An 18,907-nucleotide genomic window follows, 5' to 3' on the forward strand; every position below is an offset into this window, starting at 1 on the left:
TATTACCCTCAATTCCCTGCTGGACAGACAACCGCGCTAGGCTGATTGCATACGCTGTGTGTGCAATGCTTCAGGAGAAGGGTGATTATGCCATGTGTGGAATTGTAGGATGGATTGATTGGGAAAAGGACTTATCTGGTGAACGTGATATGCTGCAAAAAATGACCCAATGCCTCAAGGATCGAGGCCCTGATGCAGAAGGCTTTTGGCTAACTCCTCGCGCGGCCCTCGGTCATCGTCGCCTTGTGGTCGTTGATCCTGCTGGCGGACAGCAGCCTATGTCAGCACTCAAAAACGAACATGCCTGCACCATGATTTACAATGGTGAATTGTATAATACCGAGGATTTACGAGCAGAACTGCTTGCTTGCGGACATACTTTTCAATCTCACTCGGATACGGAGGTACTTTTGCACACGTATTTAGAGTGGGGCCCAGATTGTCTGTCAAAGCTAAACGGCATCTTCGCTTTTGCGATCTGGGACGAACGGGAACAAAGATTATTTGTCGGCCGTGACCGTATGGGGGTTAAGCCGCTGTTTTATGCGCAAAGAGGCAGTTCATTTCTGCTTGCTTCCGAGCTAAAAGCCTTGCTCGCTCACCCCGAAGTCAAACCAGAGCTCTCTCGTGAAGGCTTGGCAGAGGTTTTCGGAATCAGTCCCGCTCGTACGCCTGGCCATGGAGTTTTTCACAACGTACACGAGGTTCGGCCCGGTGCTTATCTGTTGGTAACTCGTGATGGCGTCAAGCAAAAACGTTACTGGCAGCTCAAAAGCCACCCACATACGGATGACTTGGAGACAACTGCGGAACGTGTCAGGGAGCTAGTCACGGATTCGATTGAACGCCAATTGGTTGCAGATGTGCCCGTTTCGACCCTCTTGTCAGGCGGGTTGGACTCGAGCATTATTACAGCTGTTGCGGCAGATCATTTTCAAAAAACAGGCCGCGGAACTTTGCACAGCTACTCTATCGATTACGTCGACAACCGAAAACATTTCAAGGCGAGTGCTTTTCAACCGAATGAGGATGAACCTTATGTGCAACTCGTTACAAAGTTTCTCGGAACCGAGCACCACACAATTAAGTTCGACACTGACGATTTGATCGACTCCTTGAAAACTGCGACACTTGCTCGCGACTTGCCGGGAATGGCTGATGTGGATGCGTCCCTTTACCTGTTTTGCCGCGAAATAAAAAAAGAGACGACCGTCGTCCTCTCTGGAGAATGCGCAGATGAAGTATTTGGCGGGTATCCGTGGTTTCATCGTGAGGAACTGCTGCATGCCGGAACGTTTCCTTGGTCGAGAGTGACGAAAGAACGTGCCTCCTGGCTATCACCTGAGCTTCGTGATTGGGTCAAACCCGAGGAATACGTTGCCATGCGATATGAGGAATCTCTCGATGAAGTCCCACATCTTCCAGGCGAAGACCCACTTGAAGCGCGCCGTCGGGAAATGTTTTATTTGAATATTACGTGGTTCATGAACACGCTGTTGGATCGGAAAGACCGAATGAGTATGGCAGCCAGTCTGGAAGCGCGCGTCCCGTTTTGCGACCACCGCATCGTGGAATATGTCTGGAACATCCCATGGGATATGAAGAAGCACGGGAATCGGGAAAAAGGAATTTTGCGAAAAGCCATGGAAGGAATCTTGCCTGATGAGGTTTTATATCGCAAGAAAAGCCCGTATCCGAAGACACACAATCCCGCCTATACGGAAGCCGTTCGCTCTTGGCTGCTGGATATCATAAACGACTCTTCCTCTCCACTTCTTCAACTGGTAGATGTCCCAACGATTCGAAAGATTGCCGAGTCAGATGCCCAGGCTTCGAGCATTCCGTTTTTCGGTCAGCTCATGAGTACCCCACAGTTATTTGCCTATCTCGGCCAACTGGATTATTGGCTGCGGGAGTACCGCGTTTCCATTCGTACGTAACGGTATAACAAAAGCTCCTCGCCCCTTATGTTTCGGGGGAATTGAGGAGCTTTTCGTCACTTTTTGGTTTTTCCCCGTTGCTTGCTTCTACGTACGGGTTGTGTCTTCGGGTTGAGGGGTATGGTAGCAAGAGATTGATATCTCAGATCAAACTGCTCGCCTGAGCGTTTCATGATCGTAAACGTTTTGGTTGCGCCGACTCGGATCAAACGGTAGTCCACTCTTGTTTTTTTCCCTCCCCCGCTCAGTATCGCAGCCACGGTCCGATGATCCGGCAGATTCACTTTTATTTGCAACGACAGCACGGTTGCTGGAAAAGTTGGGATGTCACGATAAGGAATACAGAGCTTTCCTTTCAGCATCCGCAAATGGAGATTCCGAATCATCACTTCCGTCAATTGCTTGCCCCAATACCGGCGGAAAATACGGGAGATTTTTCGTTTGGTGTTGTATTTTTCGGGCAATGGCGTGTAATCCACACCGTTTACGGTATATACAGGCTTTCCTCTCGGCGAATTCGCGATCTGAGTCCAGACATGCTCTGCTGAAGTAATAAACTGCTTGAGCCTCTGCAACTCATCCAAGGATTTCACCTCCTCCATAAACCGTATGGCGGTAGGCTTATGCTAGTACGCCCGATTTCAGCGTTCCACACGTAACGGACAATAATTCTGAACATACATATAAATTGCAATCATATTATCGGGATGATAGAATATAAACCGCTTTCACTTCTCTTGTCGGGAAGTGCGTTTTTTTGCCTTTTACGTTTAGCACTATTTAATTTCTTGGAGGTTGTAATGAATTTTATCATTCCCATCGCTGGCATACTCATCGTGATCGGGTTAGCATTGTTAGGAAGCAATGGACGTAAACAGGTCAAATACAGACCGATCATCGTCATGATTGCTCTGCAATTTTTGCTGGCCTTTCTTCTTCTGCAAACCAAGTTTGGGGTTATATTCGTTTCAGCCATTTCCAAATCGTTTGAAAAGCTTCTTGCTTTTGCTGCGGAAGGAATCAATTTCGTATTTGGTAATCTGGCAAACGACGGACAAATGTCCTTTTTCCTTGGTGTATTGCTCCCAATCGTCTTCATTTCTGTTCTCATCGGTATTTTGCGTCACTTCAAGATATTGCCGATTATCATGAAGGCAATTGGCTTTGTTCTAAGCAAAATTAACGGCATGGGTAAGCTAGAGTCTTACAACGCTGTTGCTTCTGCTATCGTCGGCCAAAATGAAGTATTCATCACGGTGAAAAAACAGCTCGGTTCCTTGCCGGAGCACCGTCTGTACACGCTGTGCGCGTCAGCCATGTCCACAGTTTCGATGTCGATTGTCGGTGCGTACATGACGATGATTGAGCCGAAATACGTTGTCACGGCCCTGTTCTTGAATCTCTTTGGCGGCTTTATTATCGCTTCGATCATCAACCCTTATACCGTGAAAGAAGAAGACGATTTACTGGAGATTCAAAGCAATGAAAAGCAGTCCTTTTTCGAAATGCTCGTCGAGTACATCATGGACGGCTTCAAGGTAGCGGTAGTCGTTGGCGCAATGCTGCTCGGTTTTGTTGCTTTAATTGCAGCTGTAAATAGCTTGTTCGGCATGATTTTCGGCTGGACATTCCAAGAAATGCTTGGCTTCGTCTTCGCTCCTTTTGCCGTCCTGATGGGCATTCCTTTTGGGGAAGCGATGAAGGCTGGTAGTATCATGGCGACGAAGCTCGTAACGAACGAGTTTGTAGCGATGATCGAGCTGGGCAAAGTCGTATCTGAACTCTCCCCACGTACAGTAGGAATTCTTTCCGTCTTCCTCGTTTCGTTCGCGAACTTCTCCTCTATCGGCATTATCGCTGGTGCGGTGAAAGGGCTGAATGAGAAACAATCCAATGTGGTTGCTCGTTTTGGGTTGAAGCTGTTGTTCGGTGCCACGCTGGTTAGTCTTTTGTCTGGTATCGTCGTCAGCTTTGTCCTGTAAGTGACATAAGAAAGTGTCCCTCTGCTATGTGCAGTAGGGACACTTTTTTGTATGCAAAGGGTATAGCTAAAGTTCTATTACAAAAAAAGGATGATTGCATGGTTTGTGGAAATGAACCAAATAAAAAAATATTTGGAGGAGATAAAATGAGTGACATTGGAATAAATGAACCGAGTCAAAAGCTCGACATCGGTGGAGTTAGACTATGTTTCAAATATTTTGGTGAAATAAGTGATTTTCCGACGGTGGTTTTTGATTCTGGTTATGGGTGTACATTGAACTACTGGAGTTCGATTGGTGGTGACATTTCAAAGCATACTAGGATGTTCATTTATGACCGAGCAGGTATAGGGGAAAGTGAAAGTGATAAAAGACCTCGTCATAGTCAGCAAATCATTGAGAATCTTAGAAGCTTGCTTCAGAAAGCAAACGTGTCTCCCCCTTACGTTTTGGTCGGCCACTCTTTTGGGGGATTGAATGTTCGACTATATGCAAGTACATTCCCAGAAGAGGTTGCCGGAGTGATTTTATTAGATCCATGTCATGAAGATCAAAATAAAGTCATGGTTCCTTTGTTCTCTGAAGAAGTTCAAGCAGCGTACTATAGTCAGTTTGTTCTTGAAGGTTCTATTCAAGAGATAGAAGAAAGCTTTGAACAAGCTCGAAATTCTAAATCACTTGGCAACAAGCCACTCATTGTCGTATCGGGTACATTACAACCTCATCATAATCCCGAATCTATGGCTGCTTGGGTCCACTTACATAAAGAGCTTACGAAATTATCAACCCGCGGCAAGCATATCATCGTTGAAAATGCTGGACATGCCATTCATATTGATCAGCCAAATGTTGTCGTAGATATCATTCAAGACATGCTGCTTTTGTGTAAAGCTCAAAAATCATTATGATGAATTGGTTTTACAGCAACTATGATCATTGGACAACTCCCTCACTATAACCCTTGCTATCCTTTCGGGTAATAAAAGTAACCAGCGAGTGTCTGGCTACAATCGAGACACTCGCTGATTTTTATCGTATGACCTTTTCTACATCGACACGTCCGGAAAAAAAGGTAGCTCCTCCCCCCATGTCCGCGATGCGATCCGGGGTCAGCGCATTTACATGATGCTTGGAGTGAGGAGCATCAGCCCACAAGCCTTGACTGACCACCACTCCCGGTAAAACATTTTCTCCTATCGATACAACCAGCTCGCATTCTCCCCGCTCATTCCATATGCGGACCGTATCTCCGTCACTTATGCCTGATGCAGACGCATCTGCCACATTCATATGCAAACGTGGTATTTTCTCCATTTTCTGATGCTTCTCATTATTCGAGAACGTGGAGTTCAAATAATTGTGATTCGGCCCTGGCACAAATAAATACGGGAAATCCCCATCATTCACCAATGGCGTGTACGTCGGTAATGCGGGCAGCCCTCGTTTTGCCATTGCTTGTGAGTAAAGCTCAATTTTGCCACTTGGGGTGGGAAGGTGTTCCAAAAAGAAAGGTTCCAGATTTGCTTTGGCATATTGTTTTTCGACCAAAGTTTCATACGTGATTCCTTCCAGATGAGGATTGCCGTGCCCCTCCAACGCCTGTCTGACCATCTCTGCATCACTGTCTTGAAAAGCAGGTTCGTCATATCCCATAGCAGCAGCCAGCAAGCGAAAAACTTCCGTGTTGGACTTGCTCTCTCCAAATGGGGCGATCACCGGCTGCTGAAGTTGAATGTAATGATGCCAATACGACGTGTAAAAATCCGTATTTTCATAGGAAGACGTCGCTGGCAAAACGATATCGGCATAAAGAGCCGTCTCCGTCAAAAACAAATCATGCACAACGGTGAACAAGTCCTCTCTCGCCAAGCCTTGCCGCACTTTGTTTCCATCCGGTGCAACAATGGCTGGATTGCTTGTATAGACGAAGAGCGATTTGACCGGCGGCTCTGTATCGAGCAACGCTTTTCCAAGTTCATTCATATTGATGACTCTGGTCTGTTTATTGGCCAGCAAATCTGGCCGCTGCACGGCAAGCTTGTTGTGCTCCAAGAAACCTTTATTCCCTTTATTCGCCCCACCGCCTTTGACAAGCCACTGCCCTGTCAGGGCCGGAAGACAAGCAATCGTCCTTACACACATTCCACCATTGTCGTGATGCTGAATGCCGTTTCCAATGCGAATAAAGGACGGAGAAGTGGTGCCATACATTCTCGCCAATTTGTAAATATCATCGACAGGGACACCCGTTATGGATGATACGGTGGCAGGATCGTAGGTGCGTACATGCTCCCTGAGCTCTTCATGCCCGACCGTATACTTTTCCATAAAGGCTGAATCCACCAAGTTTTCTGCAAAAAGCACATGCATGATGCCCAAAGCCAAAGCCGTATCTGTTCCGGGTAAAATCGGAATAAACCAATCAGCCCATCGTCCCGTCTGATTTTTATGGACATCAATCACGACGATCTTCGCCCCATTTTTTCGCGCCTGTTCCGCAAACACCACTTGATGCATGTTCGTGCTAACCGTATTGATCCCCCACATGATGAACAGCTTGGAATGTACAGTGTCTTCCGGATCTGTGCCAAAGGCTCCGCCCATCGTGTAGCTGTACCCTACAGCCCCTGCACTGTTGCAGATCGTACGGTCAAGTTGACTTGCCCCCATCCGATGAAAAAAGCGGCGATCCATTCCCTCAACACTAATCCGCCCCATGTTCCCGTAAAAGCTGTAAGGCAAAATGCTCTCGGGACCGTCTGAATCGATCAAGGCACGCCAGCGTTCGGTTATGATAGTGATGGCTTCTTCCCAACTGATTCGAACAAACTCCCCGCTCCCTTTTTTGCCAATACGCTTCATCGGATACGTGAGTCGCTTGGGATCGTAGATGCGCTCTGTCATGTTGCGGACTTTGTTGCAAATATTCCCCTTGGTCACCGGATGGTTCGGGTCTCCTTCGATTTTGACGATTTTCCCGTCTTTTTTATGAAGGAGCAATCCACATTGGTCCGGGCAATCAAGTGAACAGACTGCTGGAAAAACACCGTTCTCCTGGGTCGTATAAGTCATGGAGGTTCCCTCTTTCTCATAACAGTTACTAGCTTTTTACGCTATTATACTCGATTGAAAAAAGAAGGCACTACCCCTGCGCGAATGATAAGTTACTGAGTTTTAAATCGCGGCAAATAGCAGAGAAAGGCTCCAAATAGCCACGGCAATCAAAGCAGCTATCCCGTTACCCTAAATCAAGTGCTACTGGTGACAAGAAAAGAACAAGCATTGCTTCATTCCATACAAAGAAGGTTAATTTACAAAGCACATTTGTATGTAAGGAATGTGTAGACTTATTACGCCATGATCTTCCTGTTGTCTAAAACAACTAAGCAGCCCTCTCCATAAAAGAACACGACATTCTTCGTGTTTGTGCGGAGCCGCCTCCACCTGGATTGCCTAAATCCGTTGAGTTGAAAACCGTCAGCCATTGCACGTATTCGGCCATGAAAAAAACCGCAGCTTCACGATGTCGATCTTCCGTGAAGTTGCGGTTGTGGGGGTTTTAGTAGGTAGCTATCACAAAATCAATTGTACCAACCCTATGAATTGGATCACTGGTATGTAGCCCCTACCATGAACCATTCGAGAGCTTCTGAAAATTCACGAGGAAGCTCTGACACCTGGAGTAAAGTACACATCTCACTTGCGATCCGTTCTCTCTTTTGCCCGTATTGCTCTGTGAGCAGAGCTTTCGCCGCTCTCCTCGTACTGGGCATATATTTGAGTGGTGGATGCTTGAAGCAGCTGACAAGCATGACGAAAATAGATTAACAAAAGCAATAACATATGTTACTATTAACCTATGTTATTTTTAACGAGGTGTAACTATGTCAATCCAATTAGCAATATTAGGCATATTGAGTTGGAAGTCCTCAACAGGATATGACCTAAAAAAGATTTTTGAAGATTCCTCATTCATGTATTGGTCCGGTAATAATAATCAAATTTACAAAGCTCTAATAAGTATGGAAAATGAAGGTTTCGTTACCAATGATGTGGTCCACCAGGATAACTCTCCTTCAAAAAAAATATATACCATAACAGAAGAAGGACTTAAAGAATTAAGAAAATGGCTTGTGTCATCACCAGAAGCTCCTGAAATTAAAAAAACATTTTTAGTACAGCTTGCATGGTCAGATATGTTAAGTAATCAAGAATTAAGTGAAGTACTCTCAAAATATGAAAATGAAATCAAACTCCAATTGATTATGCAGAAGGAAAAATACAAACGTGCTCTTCATTCGCCTAATAGAAGCACTAGGGAAAGCTTAATATGGGAGATGATTTCAAAAAACGTTATTTCAACCTATAATAATGAACTTAATTGGGTCCGTGAAACTCGTCAGAAGTTGTTTGAAAATGAAATTTTGGAGACAAAAGACAGGATGAACTATGAGATTAGAGTAATAGAAAGTAAAAAATATATTGAACTCATTTCTACTACTGAACCTTTAAGTACAGAGAATAATGCACTTGATCTAGTGGCTTTATGCTGGGAACATGAGACATATGCGCTTATGATACACTATGCAGCCTTATCAGAGGATTTCTTCAAACTTAAAACCAAACTGGCAGGTAATATTATTCAGAAATTTATAAACTATGGCATAAAAGCTGCTGCTATTATTCCTCAGGAGACAATTCAAAAAGGCATATTTAAACAAATGGCCATGGAAACGAACAAAGGCAATCATTTTAGATTATATGAAAGTAAAGAAGAAGCTGAAAAATGGCTTCTGAAATAGAAAGAAAGGCGAGAAATAATGGAAAATATATATAAGTCAGAAGTAGGCAAACGAGAAGTTTTAGGACAGTACCGCAAAATACTTGCCAACTGGCCAGTGGAAAACCACCAATACGAAGTTGAAACAAGTCTTGGACCGACTTTTATCATAGAGTCTGGATCAAAGGACAATCCCCCACTGATCCTCCTGCATGGAAGCGTATCGAATTCTTTCACCTGGTACGGCGATGTAGCTTCTCTTTCTAAAACCCACAATGTCTATGCGATCGACATTATTGGAGAAGCAGGATTATCAGCGGCAAGCCGACCAAGCTACGAAAGTGGTTCATATGCTTTATGGTTGAATGAAACAATAAATGCACTTCGATTAAGCACCTGTTCAATTGTAGCTATGTCATTAGGCGGCTGGATGGCATTGAGTTTCGCTACCACCTATCCGGATAAGGTTAATAATTTGGTTTTGCTTTGTCCCGGAGGGCTTGCACATGAAAAAGCCAGTTTCCTATGGAAAGCAATTTTTTTCTCACTACTTGGAAAATGGGGCCAGCTACAAACACTCAAATTAGTGGGTGGCGGTAATATTTCTTCATCATCGTTATCCGGATTGGGAGAAGAGCTTCCATTGGCATCACTTACGTTCAAATATTTCAAACCACGAACAGCAAGAATGCCACTATTTAGTGATCAGTCGCTTTATCAATTAACTATGCCGATTTTAATGCTTTTTGGCGATTCTGATCAAATAATACCTGCAAGCAAGAGTATAAAGCGACTTAAACAATTTGCACAACAAGCTAAGATCGAGCTGTTGCCTGGTACGGGCCACCTAATTGTCAACCAAGGAGATAGGATATTAAAATTCTTGAACCTTCAAGGTGGTTGATAATATGTTACCGCAAACAATAAAATTAAGGGTTTCCCGACATTAGCACCTCCGGCCTAACAGCCGAGAGAAAAACTCCATGTCTCGAGACCCTTTGTTTATGGGCATTTTCAGCCCTCCCATTTATCTGCCCTTTACTTCAATACTACACACTCCCCGTTTGCGAAGCATTTATGCTCCCATCTGAAATCTTAGGATAGAAGATTCAAACTTTAACTCGACCTTTTGCTTTACCACTATCGATGATACGGCTCACTGGAATTATTATTCAACTATCCTCCCGTTAGCGTAATGCCCTGGACTTATAAAACCCGATTCTTCAAACTGAATCGGGTTCTCTTTTTTAATTTTTATTTGTAGATCCCGCCGTGATTGACCTCAAAGAGAGCCCGAAAAGTGCCAATCCTCTGTCGGTATAAACCAACATAGCCACTTCTTCCACGAATCAAACTAACGGATCTGCTCATGGAAGTAAGCCAACTTGACGAATTTTCATGAACAGTTTATTCACGCCTCCAGTAACCGCACTCAAAACGAGGAAGAACCGACAATTCTTATGGCTACCATTATGGCAATGGGAACGAAAATTGGGCTTACGAAAATGGCTGAAGCCACGCCGAGCATTTCATATCGGCAGATGGCTAATGCAGCGCAATGGCGGCTGTACGAAGACCCAGAGTGCTTTCCTTATTTTATGCACATTATGTATAGTCTTCTTTCTGGAGAAATATTAAAAAGAACCCTGAATGATGAGGGCCCCTCTTTTTTAGATTAATGTACTTATTGATTATTGAAGTTGTCCCACTAGCTTTTTACTTTTAAGAAGAATTCTTCAGAGATAGGCTGAAACTCACCAACTTCTGTAGAGAAATCCTCATTAAAGAAAGTTACAAATTCGTTAGCTTTTTCATCATAGGAGTCCCCAAATGGATTTTTTCCTTCTTTGATATCTGTGGCTAGGGCACATATCAGGTGATGGATCTTCGACAGAAAGATAGCTATATCCGCTTCTATCTTCAATAAAGTAACAATTAGTTCTTTGACGTGGATATATTCTCTTTTAAACCGCCTTCCAATCAAAGGCTATTCATTTAATCCCGTATTCTCCTATCATCTTGGATACGACTGCGGTGCGAGTCGTTGTTGATCCTTTTTTACAGGAGGTACATACGGTTCATCAGTCACTGGAATACCAAGTCTCTGTTTGTGTTCGTCCAACGTCGGAGTATCAGGATATATGTTGTCTAGAGTAACTTTGAATGGTTCTTCGACTTTTCCCCTATACGGATTATATTGGAGCGGCATATTGAACGACCCACCGCCGTAGTTGCTCGTCGTTGTATAGGTCGTCTCTTCATAATGTATCCTAGTTGGCTCAACTGTAAAGGACATCTGAACGTCTGGACCATCCGATTGTCTTGATGATTTGGAAGGCTTTTTGACCGTTTTCTTCGGTTGCTTATTTGATGCCGTCTTTAGGGACTTTTTCGATGACTGTTTTTTCGCTTCTGTGCCAGACTTGCTTGCTACCAACTTTGATGGGGTTGACTGAACTACTGGTTGTTCAACCGGATACGCCGATACGTTGGTTGGCCTCGTCCCTTGATTGGCTAAATCCATAACCGGAGTCGAAACTGACAAAAGCGAAGCCGAAGTCGTTTCCGTTGCTTTCGGGACGTTTTTCGTGTTTTTCTGATCGGCTTTTACTTCCTTAATCAATGTTGGCCACAGGTATGCATTGAAACCTAGCAACGCTACCATAAGCGTGATTCCTGCTACTTTTTTCATTATCACATTCTCCGTTGTTGTTAGATTTGAAGTGTAAAAAGCACGAGGACTATAGAACTACAATAAGGAAATTATACGTTATCAGTCTAATAATTTCCAGAATAATAGCCTGAACCCTACTTCTACGCTTTAACAAACGCTATTCTAATTCTGGATGTATGCTTCTAGTAATGCAATCATTTCACGATTCCCCAACATTTTTGCCTCTGCGATTGGGGGTCCCTAACTTGGTTGGGTGTTCAGGGGCATACTGTGTTGCAAGCATGGGATCGGCTCCGTAATTCAATATCTCAGCCTCTGTTTTTACGCTATATTTATTAACGACAATCGTTTTCTGATGATGATGATTTTTTTTAGATGACTTTTATACCACTTTAGATTCTGTCATACTTTGTAGCACTATAGTCCAAGTGCCCAAGCAAATAATTATAACCACGCTAAACAGTAAACTCCGTTTCAACTTAATTGACATGTCTTTATGACCACATGATTAGGTAAATTATGCTACATCAGCATTTCAGTTAGGCTTAAAGTGATCCGAATCTTTAAAATGAGAATCATTTAAACCTCTTTGTTGGCCTACTCTTTACATTTGCCATATAGCACGCTTACGCTTAGGGATACTAACAAGAAGTTGCTAGAAAGCCTAGGTGTTCACTCAAAATAATGTATTAGACTCGAAAAATAAAGGGTACCAGCAATATGAAAAAACTCGTGTTCCTTAGCGTACAGGAATACGAGTTTTTTATTACATCCAAGTCACATTTTGTTGGCGGTACCCCCCAAAAAATACCATGTAGGCTGTGGCCACGATTACCACAAGAGGTACAATTCGTAACAAGCGATTTGCTACTTCTGATTATCTTCAGGAAGTAGCGAATATTCTAAACCCATAAAACTAGCTACAGAGAGTTTTTCTTCGTTTATGACCTGAAGTCGGTAATTAGCAGGAGACAATAGCGCCTGATTATCAGCTTCTGACAAATTTTCTTTTAGCTTTAGCTGATGCGTAATTGTATACCGACTCTCATTACTGTTTAAATCAATTTGAACGAGTGAAGGAGTCTCTGCAAGCAAATTGGCGTATACCTAACTAAGAGCGTTTTCCTATGAGAAATGTAAAATTCAACCCTAAGATTAAATAAGCAAAAAAGCCGGATTACCGTGGGGTAATTCGGCTTTTTACTTATCGAGAGTTCTGTTCACAGACAAAGGACACCATCAGTGTGATGGCGCCCCTTTGTTTCGTTCTTAGAAATCCCAATTCAACAAGTCCTCCAGCAGTTCGCGGGAAAATGCTAATTGCTCCGGTGTGTATTTATCCAGAAAGCTCTTAAATCGCTGTTCAATGTCCTGATGCATCTGATGATGAATCTTATACAGCTTTTGTCCCTTTGTGGTTAGCCGATAGTACACTTCTTTCTTATTATCAACCAGCTGTTGCCTTTTAATTAAATCAAGCTTCCATAGCTTTTTGCTGATCCGTGTTATGGACCCTTTCGTTAAATTGACTTTTTCCGAAATCGTGGTGACATTGATGGGACCATGATCCCCGATACAGGCAATGAAATGAATTTCGGATAGGGTAAGGTTTAGCTTCATCCCCATCTCGGATTCCAGCTTCTGCATCTCTTCTGCCATTCGCGCAGTCAATTTGCTTTCTCGCAGCTCTTGCTGCGTGACTAGTTGTATGTAAAGCTGTATGATCCGCTGCTTGGAAAGTTCTGTGCTTTGCATATCATGTCTCCTAGATTACCATCTCATCTCCCCTCCATTATATACTGATTGTTTCGAGAAAAACAATTCCATTTTGTTTTGCACAAAACAATTCCGTTTTCAATCAATCATGTCCGCACCAGTAGGAGATTCCTTTCCGAATAGCTTCCAGCGGATCAGACTCCTCTTGGGAAACAGCCCATGCGACATATCCATCCGGTCGAATCAACGCTGTATGCACGTCATGCCAATCAGCAGCTCCCTTTGCAAGCGAAGCACGAACTACATGGACATGCTTATATTTCGACCAATCGAGAGCTTCATCCACTCGTTCATCCGAGCCCAAATGTAGCAAGAGGAATGAACCAGAATGAAAAAGCTCGTACGCATTCTGGCACTCACCGTTCTCCAGACGCAGATTCAACTCTGTAAAACGTCGACCGTTCAATACATGCGACGGCATCTCCCCAACCGGTTCATACTGGACATTGAACGCAGAGATTTGAGTAGCCAACCGATAATTTGCCTCGGGTATTTGCAGCAAGTCGGACACCATATTCCTCAAAGCGATAACGGATGGGGAGAATTCCGAACTACCGAATAGCAGTGATTGCATCTGTGTATTCGTAAGTAATGCGGTATTGATGGGGAAACGCTCTGTATGATAGCTGTCCAACAGCCAATCCGGTGCCCAGCCTTTTAAATGGGCCGCCAGCTTCCACCCCAGGTTGATTGCCTCTTGCAAGCCAACGTTCATCCCCTGTCCTCCGGCTGGAAAATGAATATGCGCCGCATCTCCCGCCAGGAAAATCCGCCCTTCTCGATAACGCTGAGCTTGCAAAGTCGCATTGCCAAAACGAGTCATCCAAAACAGATCGGAAATTCCAAAATCGTCTCCAAGAATACGCAGCAAACTAGTGCGCAGTTCCTCCAAAGTAACTGGTTCTTCCTTTGGTACAGCCATTCGCTCCGTATCGATCAGCACCACCCGATGCATTCCGTTTGGCAAGGGTACAATCATGACCAAGCCTTGTTCATTAAAGTAGGAAGGAGCTCCTGATTCCGGCGGATTTTTCAAAACAACATCCCCTTGCATAGCCGTAAAGGTCGCATTCTTACCGACAAACGGAATGCCTGTCTGCTTGCGGACAATGCTGCCAGCGCCATCTGCACCCACCACATAGCTTGCTGTCAGCACAGCCTTTCCATTGGGCCCGGAAGTCTCAACCTCAACCCCATGCTGATCTTGGTGTACGGCAACTACCTCCTCTTCCCTTCGTATTTCTACCCCTAGACTTTTTGCCCACTCCTCTAGTACCTTCTCCGTGTCATGTTGGGGAATAATCAAGGTGTAGTTGGAGGAAGAATCCAAGACTGAAAAATCCAAGCGTGTATCAAGCGCAGCAAAATGCGTCGTCGAAATCGGCTTTCCTCTCTCGAGTAATTTCGCTTTCAACCCGCGCATATCCAGGATTTCCAGTGTGCGCGGATGTACCGTGAGCGCCCGTGAATACGGGGTTGTTTCCTTTAAGCGCTCAAGTACGCATACCTTCACTTTAGCCAATGCCAGCTCTCCAGCCACCATCATGCCAACTGGTCCACCACCAACAATAATTACTTCATAATCGACCTGCATTAAAATCACTCCTATTTTTGTTTTGCACGAAACAAAAATAATATATCATATCTCCTTTTAATTGAAAACCATTTTCAATTAAATACTTTTTAATGCCTATGCCACCAAATGAAAAGGCGACCCCTTTCCTCGAATGGAGGAGGAGATCGCCTTTTTCCAGTTTCTTATCGTTTTGCTACGACAATGGCATAGACAAGACCTTGATCATTTGTCCACAAATCCACTTTGTCCTTGGAGGAAAGCTCGCTTTCTTTCATGTCCTTACCGTTGTAGTATTTGATCTTCGCGTCTTCTGTCAGCTTCAAGCTCGTCGATACGTCATCGAAAAATACGTATTTGTCTTTGTTTACGCGGGATTCAATTCCGACGAAACGCACGTTTTCCTTCGCCAGCTTTCCACTCACGGAAGCAGCAATGACATCGCCGTCACGATCCAGAGTCAATGTCACGTACTCAAATTGATCGACATCTTCAATCGCGTCCTCATCCGTTACATCGTACGTCTTGCCGTTAACCTCTACTTTCGCGGAAGTCACCTTACCGTTATCGTTACGGACCTCAACTGAGTCAACCACGCCGCTTACTTTCTTAGGCGCACCTGTAATGGCTTTTACTTTGCCAGCGTTGTTGAGTGTCAGCGTGTACTCGTTGTCGTTGGATGCTGCATCGCTGTCAATCGTAACCCCGGACAAGAGCTCATACACTTTCCCGTTCACGGTAATTTTGGAACCGGATTTTTTCGTCACGTATCCTTTTACGGTTTGCTTTTCCAAAGTCAGCTCCACAATGTCATTCGTGCCGACGTTGTATTTCCAAGTAAGGATGCGGTGGTCATTAAACTGATCGTTTTTAATCGTCGTTGGAGATACGGAGTTGCCATCGACAGTCAGCTTCGCGTTGGTCAAGATATCGTAGGTTTTCCCGTCGATTTTCACAGTTGCCAGTTTTCCTGGTGCATACGCAGTTGTGTCTGAGATCTGTTTGTTCGTAGCTGCCCCTACACCCTGCTCTACTTTCACCAGATTTCCATTTTTGTCAAACGTAAGCACTGCAATTTTGCCGCTCGTCAACTCATCCAGCTCATCTACTTCGTCTTCGTCTACGAACAACTCTGTATCTTCATGCACCTCGTAATTGACGCCGCCAACGCGAATCAGGTTTTTGTCTGTATCAACTGTGATCGTATCTGTGAAGCTCAGCTTCGTGTAAACAAGCTCAGATACTTTTCCGTCCACATTGAGTGTCAGCTCGACCAAGTCATCTTTTTCGATGTCAGAGAACGAAGCACTTGTTGCTTTTGCCTCTGGATGCGCCTTACCTTTGACCGTTGCTTTGGAATCCAGCGTGTAGGTCGTGCCGTCTACTCTCAGCTCTTTCTTCGAGTTGGAACCGCTCACGGAAGATACTTTTTCCACGATTCCTTTTGTCGTGTTGTCGCTGATCGTGATGGACTTGATTTTTCCATTGTCGCCAACCACTGCCACAAACTTTTGGCCGATGTGAGAGCGGCTTACATTTACGCCATCTTCTACTTCCAAAACAACTTCTCTTCCATTGACGATTGCCTTGAATTTCTTTTCATCGCCTACAGCCGTTGTAAAATTAAGGCCAGTCTTCACGATTCCTTCCACAATTTCGGAGTCAGAAGTAACAACGGTGAGGAAAGCCACTCGGCCATTTTTCGTAATGTATTCGACTTGCGCGCCTACGATCAGATTGCCGTATACTTGCGCGGAATCAGCCAATTCGATTTCTTTGTTTTGTCCGACTAGCTTCAGCTTTTTGCCAGACTTGTCATACGAAGCAACTGCGCCCTTCACTACTTGCAGCTTCTGATTGGTTCCTTTTGCGTTGCCATCTTTGTCGTAGTACGCGCCGTTTGCATAGACAGGCGTTTCCATAAAGCGATCCGTGTACTTCGCGACGATATCACGCGGAGCTGCTGCTGTCGGTGTTTCTTTTGCATCGTAAATACCTGCTCTGTCCGCTTCCAGTAAGTATGGGATGTACCACTCGCTTGAGGCTGATGGACGAACGTCAATTTTTAAGCCTTGTACGTAAACAGTCAATGCTTCCGCAATTTTTACGTTGTTGTTCGGTTTGAAGGTTCCATCTGGATATCCCTTGATGATGCCTTGGGATACCGCAAGATTAATGTACCCAGTTGCCCAGTGATCTGCTGGCAGATCTTTAAATGCGGTCTTTCCTTGCAGGAGCTTTGCTTGCGCGTCTGTGTACCCCAGTGCCAGCACCGCAACTTTGGCGAACTCCGCTCTCGTCACTTCTTTATACGGTCTGAAAGTACCATCTGTATAACCCTTCAGAACACCCGCATAGTTCAATTTCAGAATCGCGTCTTTGTTCACGTTTCCTCCGATGTCGGAGAATGGCAGTGCCGTAGCAGCCCATCCGGTACCCGGCAACGCAAGCGATCCTGCCAGAACCGCAGTCGCTACTAATTTTTTAAAATCCTTGGTTGCTCGATTCTTTTCTTTTTTCAAAATAAACCCCTCCATCACTGTAACCGTTTATCAGTTCTTTCTCTCCAGCAGACTCTCCCATTTGAAGAAATGATGGAATAGTCCACAGTAGAACTGTTTTCTTCGGCTGAACGCTCTTTTTAGACGACACGATTTCCGAAAAAGTTTCAAAGCTTGTTCGGGTAAATCATTCCACTGCTCCTCAAACATGGATAGGGAGCGGGTTCACGATATTTCGCAGAACGTAAAAAAACCACCTGAGGTCTCAGGTGGTTTTACGTTTTCATTCCAGCAGGAAATGCTATAAGCCAGGTTCTGTCTCTCCCGTGCTTCAAGCGGGGCAATCCCTCGCACCAAGAGCGGTAGCCATCTATCTATGGCATCCGAAGATACCATCCGTCCTTTCCGTTTGATTCCTTCAGGACGGTTCCCCTACCTAATTTGGGTTTCTCGCTCGCAGGGTTTACCGCGTTCCATCTTTTCTGTCGCCAGAAAAGCTACGTTTCTGTGGCACTTTCAGCGTACTCGGGCCTCAGAGAGAGCCCTTTCCACGCCGTCAGCAAGGCTCAACACCTCACTGCCCTGGCTTGCACCAGGTACGAACACTCCAGGCATCTCAGCCTGGGCGAGCCTGGACTTTCCTCTACCGCCAATCGTCGAAACGATTGCGGCAGCGACTACCCACATTTCCTGCACATCAGAATCAGTAACATTTACTCTATCACATGCCTCCTACATGGTCAACAAGCAGGATTTGGAAGGGCCATTTGTAGTACAATAGAAATGGCTACAAGGAGGTATGACGATGATAACCATTACTCCAATTGCGGCGGTACGTCTTGCACAAATGATCGCGGAAGAATCGGACGCAGAACAGCTCGGAATCAGACTCGTCCCGACTACGACGGGTTGTGGCAGCTATACATATAGCATTGCCATTACGGAAGCGGACAAACATGATCTCGCCCAAGAAATAAGTGGAATTCGTTTCTTTTATCAAACACATGAGATAGACCAGCTTTCCGGGACAGTCATCGACTGCGATCCTGCAACTGGCCGCTTCTCTATTTTCCATCCGCGCCCGATGCAAACAGATTGCTCGCTTACTCATTGATTAGGAGGTAACTATGCTGCTCTTATCATTTGAAAACATCAAACCGAAGATTCACCCTACCGTTTTCTTGGCAAAAGGCTCCGTCGTTTCTGGCGATGTCGAAATCGGCGAGGATTCTTCTATTTGGTACAACACTGTGATCCGCGGGGACATCGCTCCGACCGTCATTGGAAAACGCGTCAGTGTCCAAGACAACAGCACCCTGCACCAAAGCCCGAACAACCCGCTGGTCCTCGAAGACGAGGTGACCGTTGGACATAACGCCGTTTTACATAGCTGCGTGGTACGTCGCGGCGCATTGATTGGAATGGGTGCGATCGTGCTGGATCGTGCGGAAATTGGAGAAGAAGCGATGGTTGCTGCGGGTGCACTCGTTCCTCCAGGCATGAAGGTACCACCTCGCTCGCTTGTTGTCGGCAACCCAGCAAAAGTAAAACGTGAACTCAACGAGGCAGACTTGAAAGAATTCGTACGCATTCGCCAATCGTATGTGGATAAAGGAAAGATGTATCGCCAACTGGAAGAAAGCCCGCTCGAACGGGAGTAGGAAAAAGAAAAGGGAGGTCG

At 44.9% G+C, this 18,907-nt stretch carries 13 protein-coding genes, 1 other RNA gene and 1 pseudogene; 8 read left to right on the forward strand and 7 right to left on the reverse strand.

Features of this window, described 5'->3' with window-relative positions:
• Positions 1–92: 92 nt before the first annotated feature.
• A complete protein-coding gene (gene asnB / locus HP401_RS05440) occupies positions 93–1,940 on the forward strand; it encodes an asparagine synthase (glutamine-hydrolyzing) (RefSeq protein WP_173604347.1) in 1,848 nt (615 codons plus the stop codon).
• A gap of 56 nt (positions 1,941–1,996) precedes the next feature.
• Here asnB and HP401_RS05445 read toward each other — a convergent pair whose 3' ends face one another.
• Positions 1,997–2,533 carry a DL-endopeptidase inhibitor IseA family protein gene (locus HP401_RS05445; protein ID WP_173604348.1) on the reverse strand — a complete coding sequence of 179 codons (537 nt, stop codon included), beginning with the start codon at positions 2,531–2,533 and terminating at the stop codon, positions 1,997–1,999.
• A 207-nt stretch (positions 2,534–2,740) separates the two neighbouring features.
• Here HP401_RS05445 and HP401_RS05450 point away from each other — a divergent pair, with 207 nt between their 5' ends.
• Together HP401_RS05450 and HP401_RS05455 are read left to right on the forward strand one after the other, a co-directional pair.
• Positions 2,741–3,922: a NupC/NupG family nucleoside CNT transporter gene (locus tag HP401_RS05450; RefSeq protein ID WP_064199784.1), complete on the forward strand. Its 1,182-nt coding sequence runs from the start codon at positions 2,741–2,743 to the stop codon at positions 3,920–3,922.
• 146 nt (positions 3,923–4,068) lie between these two features.
• Positions 4,069–4,830 carry an alpha/beta fold hydrolase gene (locus tag HP401_RS05455; protein WP_173604349.1) on the forward strand — a complete coding sequence of 254 codons (762 nt, stop codon included), beginning with the start codon at positions 4,069–4,071 and terminating at the stop codon, positions 4,828–4,830.
• A 121-nt stretch (positions 4,831–4,951) separates the two neighbouring features.
• On the opposite strand, the gene HP401_RS05460 is transcribed toward HP401_RS05455, so the two are convergent.
• The gene (locus tag HP401_RS05460) at positions 4,952–6,994 is read right to left on the reverse strand and encodes a molybdopterin-containing oxidoreductase family protein (RefSeq protein WP_173604350.1); all 2,043 of its coding nucleotides are present in this window, start codon (positions 6,992–6,994) and stop codon (positions 4,952–4,954) included.
• A gap of 812 nt (positions 6,995–7,806) precedes the next feature.
• Here HP401_RS05460 and HP401_RS05465 point away from each other — a divergent pair.
• The 3 genes and pseudogenes from HP401_RS05465 to HP401_RS05475 form a co-directional block, all read left to right on the forward strand.
• Entirely contained in the window at positions 7,807–8,724 is a 918-nt protein-coding gene (locus HP401_RS05465) for a PadR family transcriptional regulator (protein WP_173604351.1), read from the forward strand.
• Between the two features lie 18 nt (positions 8,725–8,742).
• On the forward strand, positions 8,743–9,606 hold the full coding sequence (locus HP401_RS05470) for an alpha/beta fold hydrolase (RefSeq protein WP_173604352.1): 864 nt from the start codon (positions 8,743–8,745) through the stop codon (positions 9,604–9,606).
• Positions 9,607–10,038: 432 nt separating this feature from the next.
• Positions 10,039–10,279 (forward strand): annotated as a pseudogene (locus HP401_RS05475) (Tn3 family transposase); the annotation flags it as partial.
• Positions 10,280–10,716: 437 nt separating this feature from the next.
• On the opposite strand, the gene HP401_RS05480 reads toward HP401_RS05475, so the two are convergent.
• The 5 genes from HP401_RS05480 to rnpB all read right to left on the reverse strand — a co-directional run bounded on the left by HP401_RS05480 (position 10,717) and on the right by rnpB (position 17,915).
• A complete protein-coding gene (locus HP401_RS05480; RefSeq protein ID WP_173604353.1) occupies positions 10,717–11,394 on the reverse strand; it encodes a hypothetical protein in 678 nt (225 codons plus the stop codon).
• Positions 11,395–12,645: 1,251 nt separating this feature from the next.
• The gene (locus HP401_RS05485; RefSeq protein WP_173604354.1) at positions 12,646–13,131 is read right to left on the reverse strand and encodes a MarR family transcriptional regulator; all 486 of its coding nucleotides are present in this window, start codon (positions 13,129–13,131) and stop codon (positions 12,646–12,648) included.
• Positions 13,132–13,234: 103 nt separating this feature from the next.
• Positions 13,235–14,746 (reverse strand): monooxygenase, encoded by a 1,512-nt coding sequence (locus tag HP401_RS05490; protein ID WP_173604355.1) that lies wholly within the window; start codon positions 14,744–14,746, stop codon positions 13,235–13,237.
• Positions 14,747–14,910: 164 nt separating this feature from the next.
• Entirely contained in the window at positions 14,911–17,247 is a 2,337-nt protein-coding gene (locus HP401_RS05495; protein WP_173604356.1) for an S-layer homology domain-containing protein, read from the reverse strand.
• Positions 17,248–17,525: 278 nt separating this feature from the next.
• Positions 17,526–17,915: RNase P RNA component class B (rnpB, locus tag HP401_RS05500), an RNA gene on the reverse strand.
• A gap of 116 nt (positions 17,916–18,031) precedes the next feature.
• Between rnpB and HP401_RS05505 the strand changes: the two genes are divergently transcribed.
• Both HP401_RS05505 and HP401_RS05510 read left to right on the forward strand, forming a co-directional pair.
• Positions 18,032–18,340 (forward strand): iron-sulfur cluster biosynthesis family protein, encoded by a 309-nt coding sequence (locus tag HP401_RS05505; protein WP_087349415.1) that lies wholly within the window; start codon positions 18,032–18,034, stop codon positions 18,338–18,340.
• Between the two features lie 13 nt (positions 18,341–18,353).
• Positions 18,354–18,887 carry a gamma carbonic anhydrase gene (locus tag HP401_RS05510; RefSeq protein ID WP_173604357.1) on the forward strand — a complete coding sequence of 178 codons (534 nt, stop codon included), beginning with the start codon at positions 18,354–18,356 and terminating at the stop codon, positions 18,885–18,887.
• The last annotated feature ends 20 nt before the right edge of the window (positions 18,888–18,907 follow it).

This window comes from Brevibacillus sp. HB2.2, from assembly GCF_013284275.1.
GTDB lineage: Bacteria > Bacillota > Bacilli > Brevibacillales > Brevibacillaceae > Brevibacillus > Brevibacillus brevis_D.

Coding starts and splice junctions, on each gene's coding strand:
- asnB (WP_173604347.1), top strand. CDS start 93: ATGTGTGGAATTGTAGGATGGATTGATTGGGAAAAGGACTTATCTGGT.
- HP401_RS05490 (WP_173604355.1), bottom strand. CDS start 14,746: ATGCAGGTCGATTATGAAGTAATTATTGTTGGTGGTGGACCAGTTGGC.
- HP401_RS05450 (WP_064199784.1), top strand. CDS start 2,741: ATGAATTTTATCATTCCCATCGCTGGCATACTCATCGTGATCGGGTTA.
- HP401_RS05480 (WP_173604353.1), bottom strand. CDS start 11,394: ATGAAAAAAGTAGCAGGAATCACGCTTATGGTAGCGTTGCTAGGTTTC.
- HP401_RS05465 (WP_173604351.1), top strand. CDS start 7,807: ATGTCAATCCAATTAGCAATATTAGGCATATTGAGTTGGAAGTCCTCA.
- HP401_RS05510 (WP_173604357.1), top strand. CDS start 18,354: ATGCTGCTCTTATCATTTGAAAACATCAAACCGAAGATTCACCCTACC.
- HP401_RS05455 (WP_173604349.1), top strand. CDS start 4,069: ATGAGTGACATTGGAATAAATGAACCGAGTCAAAAGCTCGACATCGGT.
- HP401_RS05470 (WP_173604352.1), top strand. CDS start 8,743: ATGGAAAATATATATAAGTCAGAAGTAGGCAAACGAGAAGTTTTAGGA.
- HP401_RS05505 (WP_087349415.1), top strand. CDS start 18,032: ATGATAACCATTACTCCAATTGCGGCGGTACGTCTTGCACAAATGATC.
- HP401_RS05460 (WP_173604350.1), bottom strand. CDS start 6,994: ATGACTTATACGACCCAGGAGAACGGTGTTTTTCCAGCAGTCTGTTCA.
- HP401_RS05485 (WP_173604354.1), bottom strand. CDS start 13,131: ATGCAAAGCACAGAACTTTCCAAGCAGCGGATCATACAGCTTTACATA.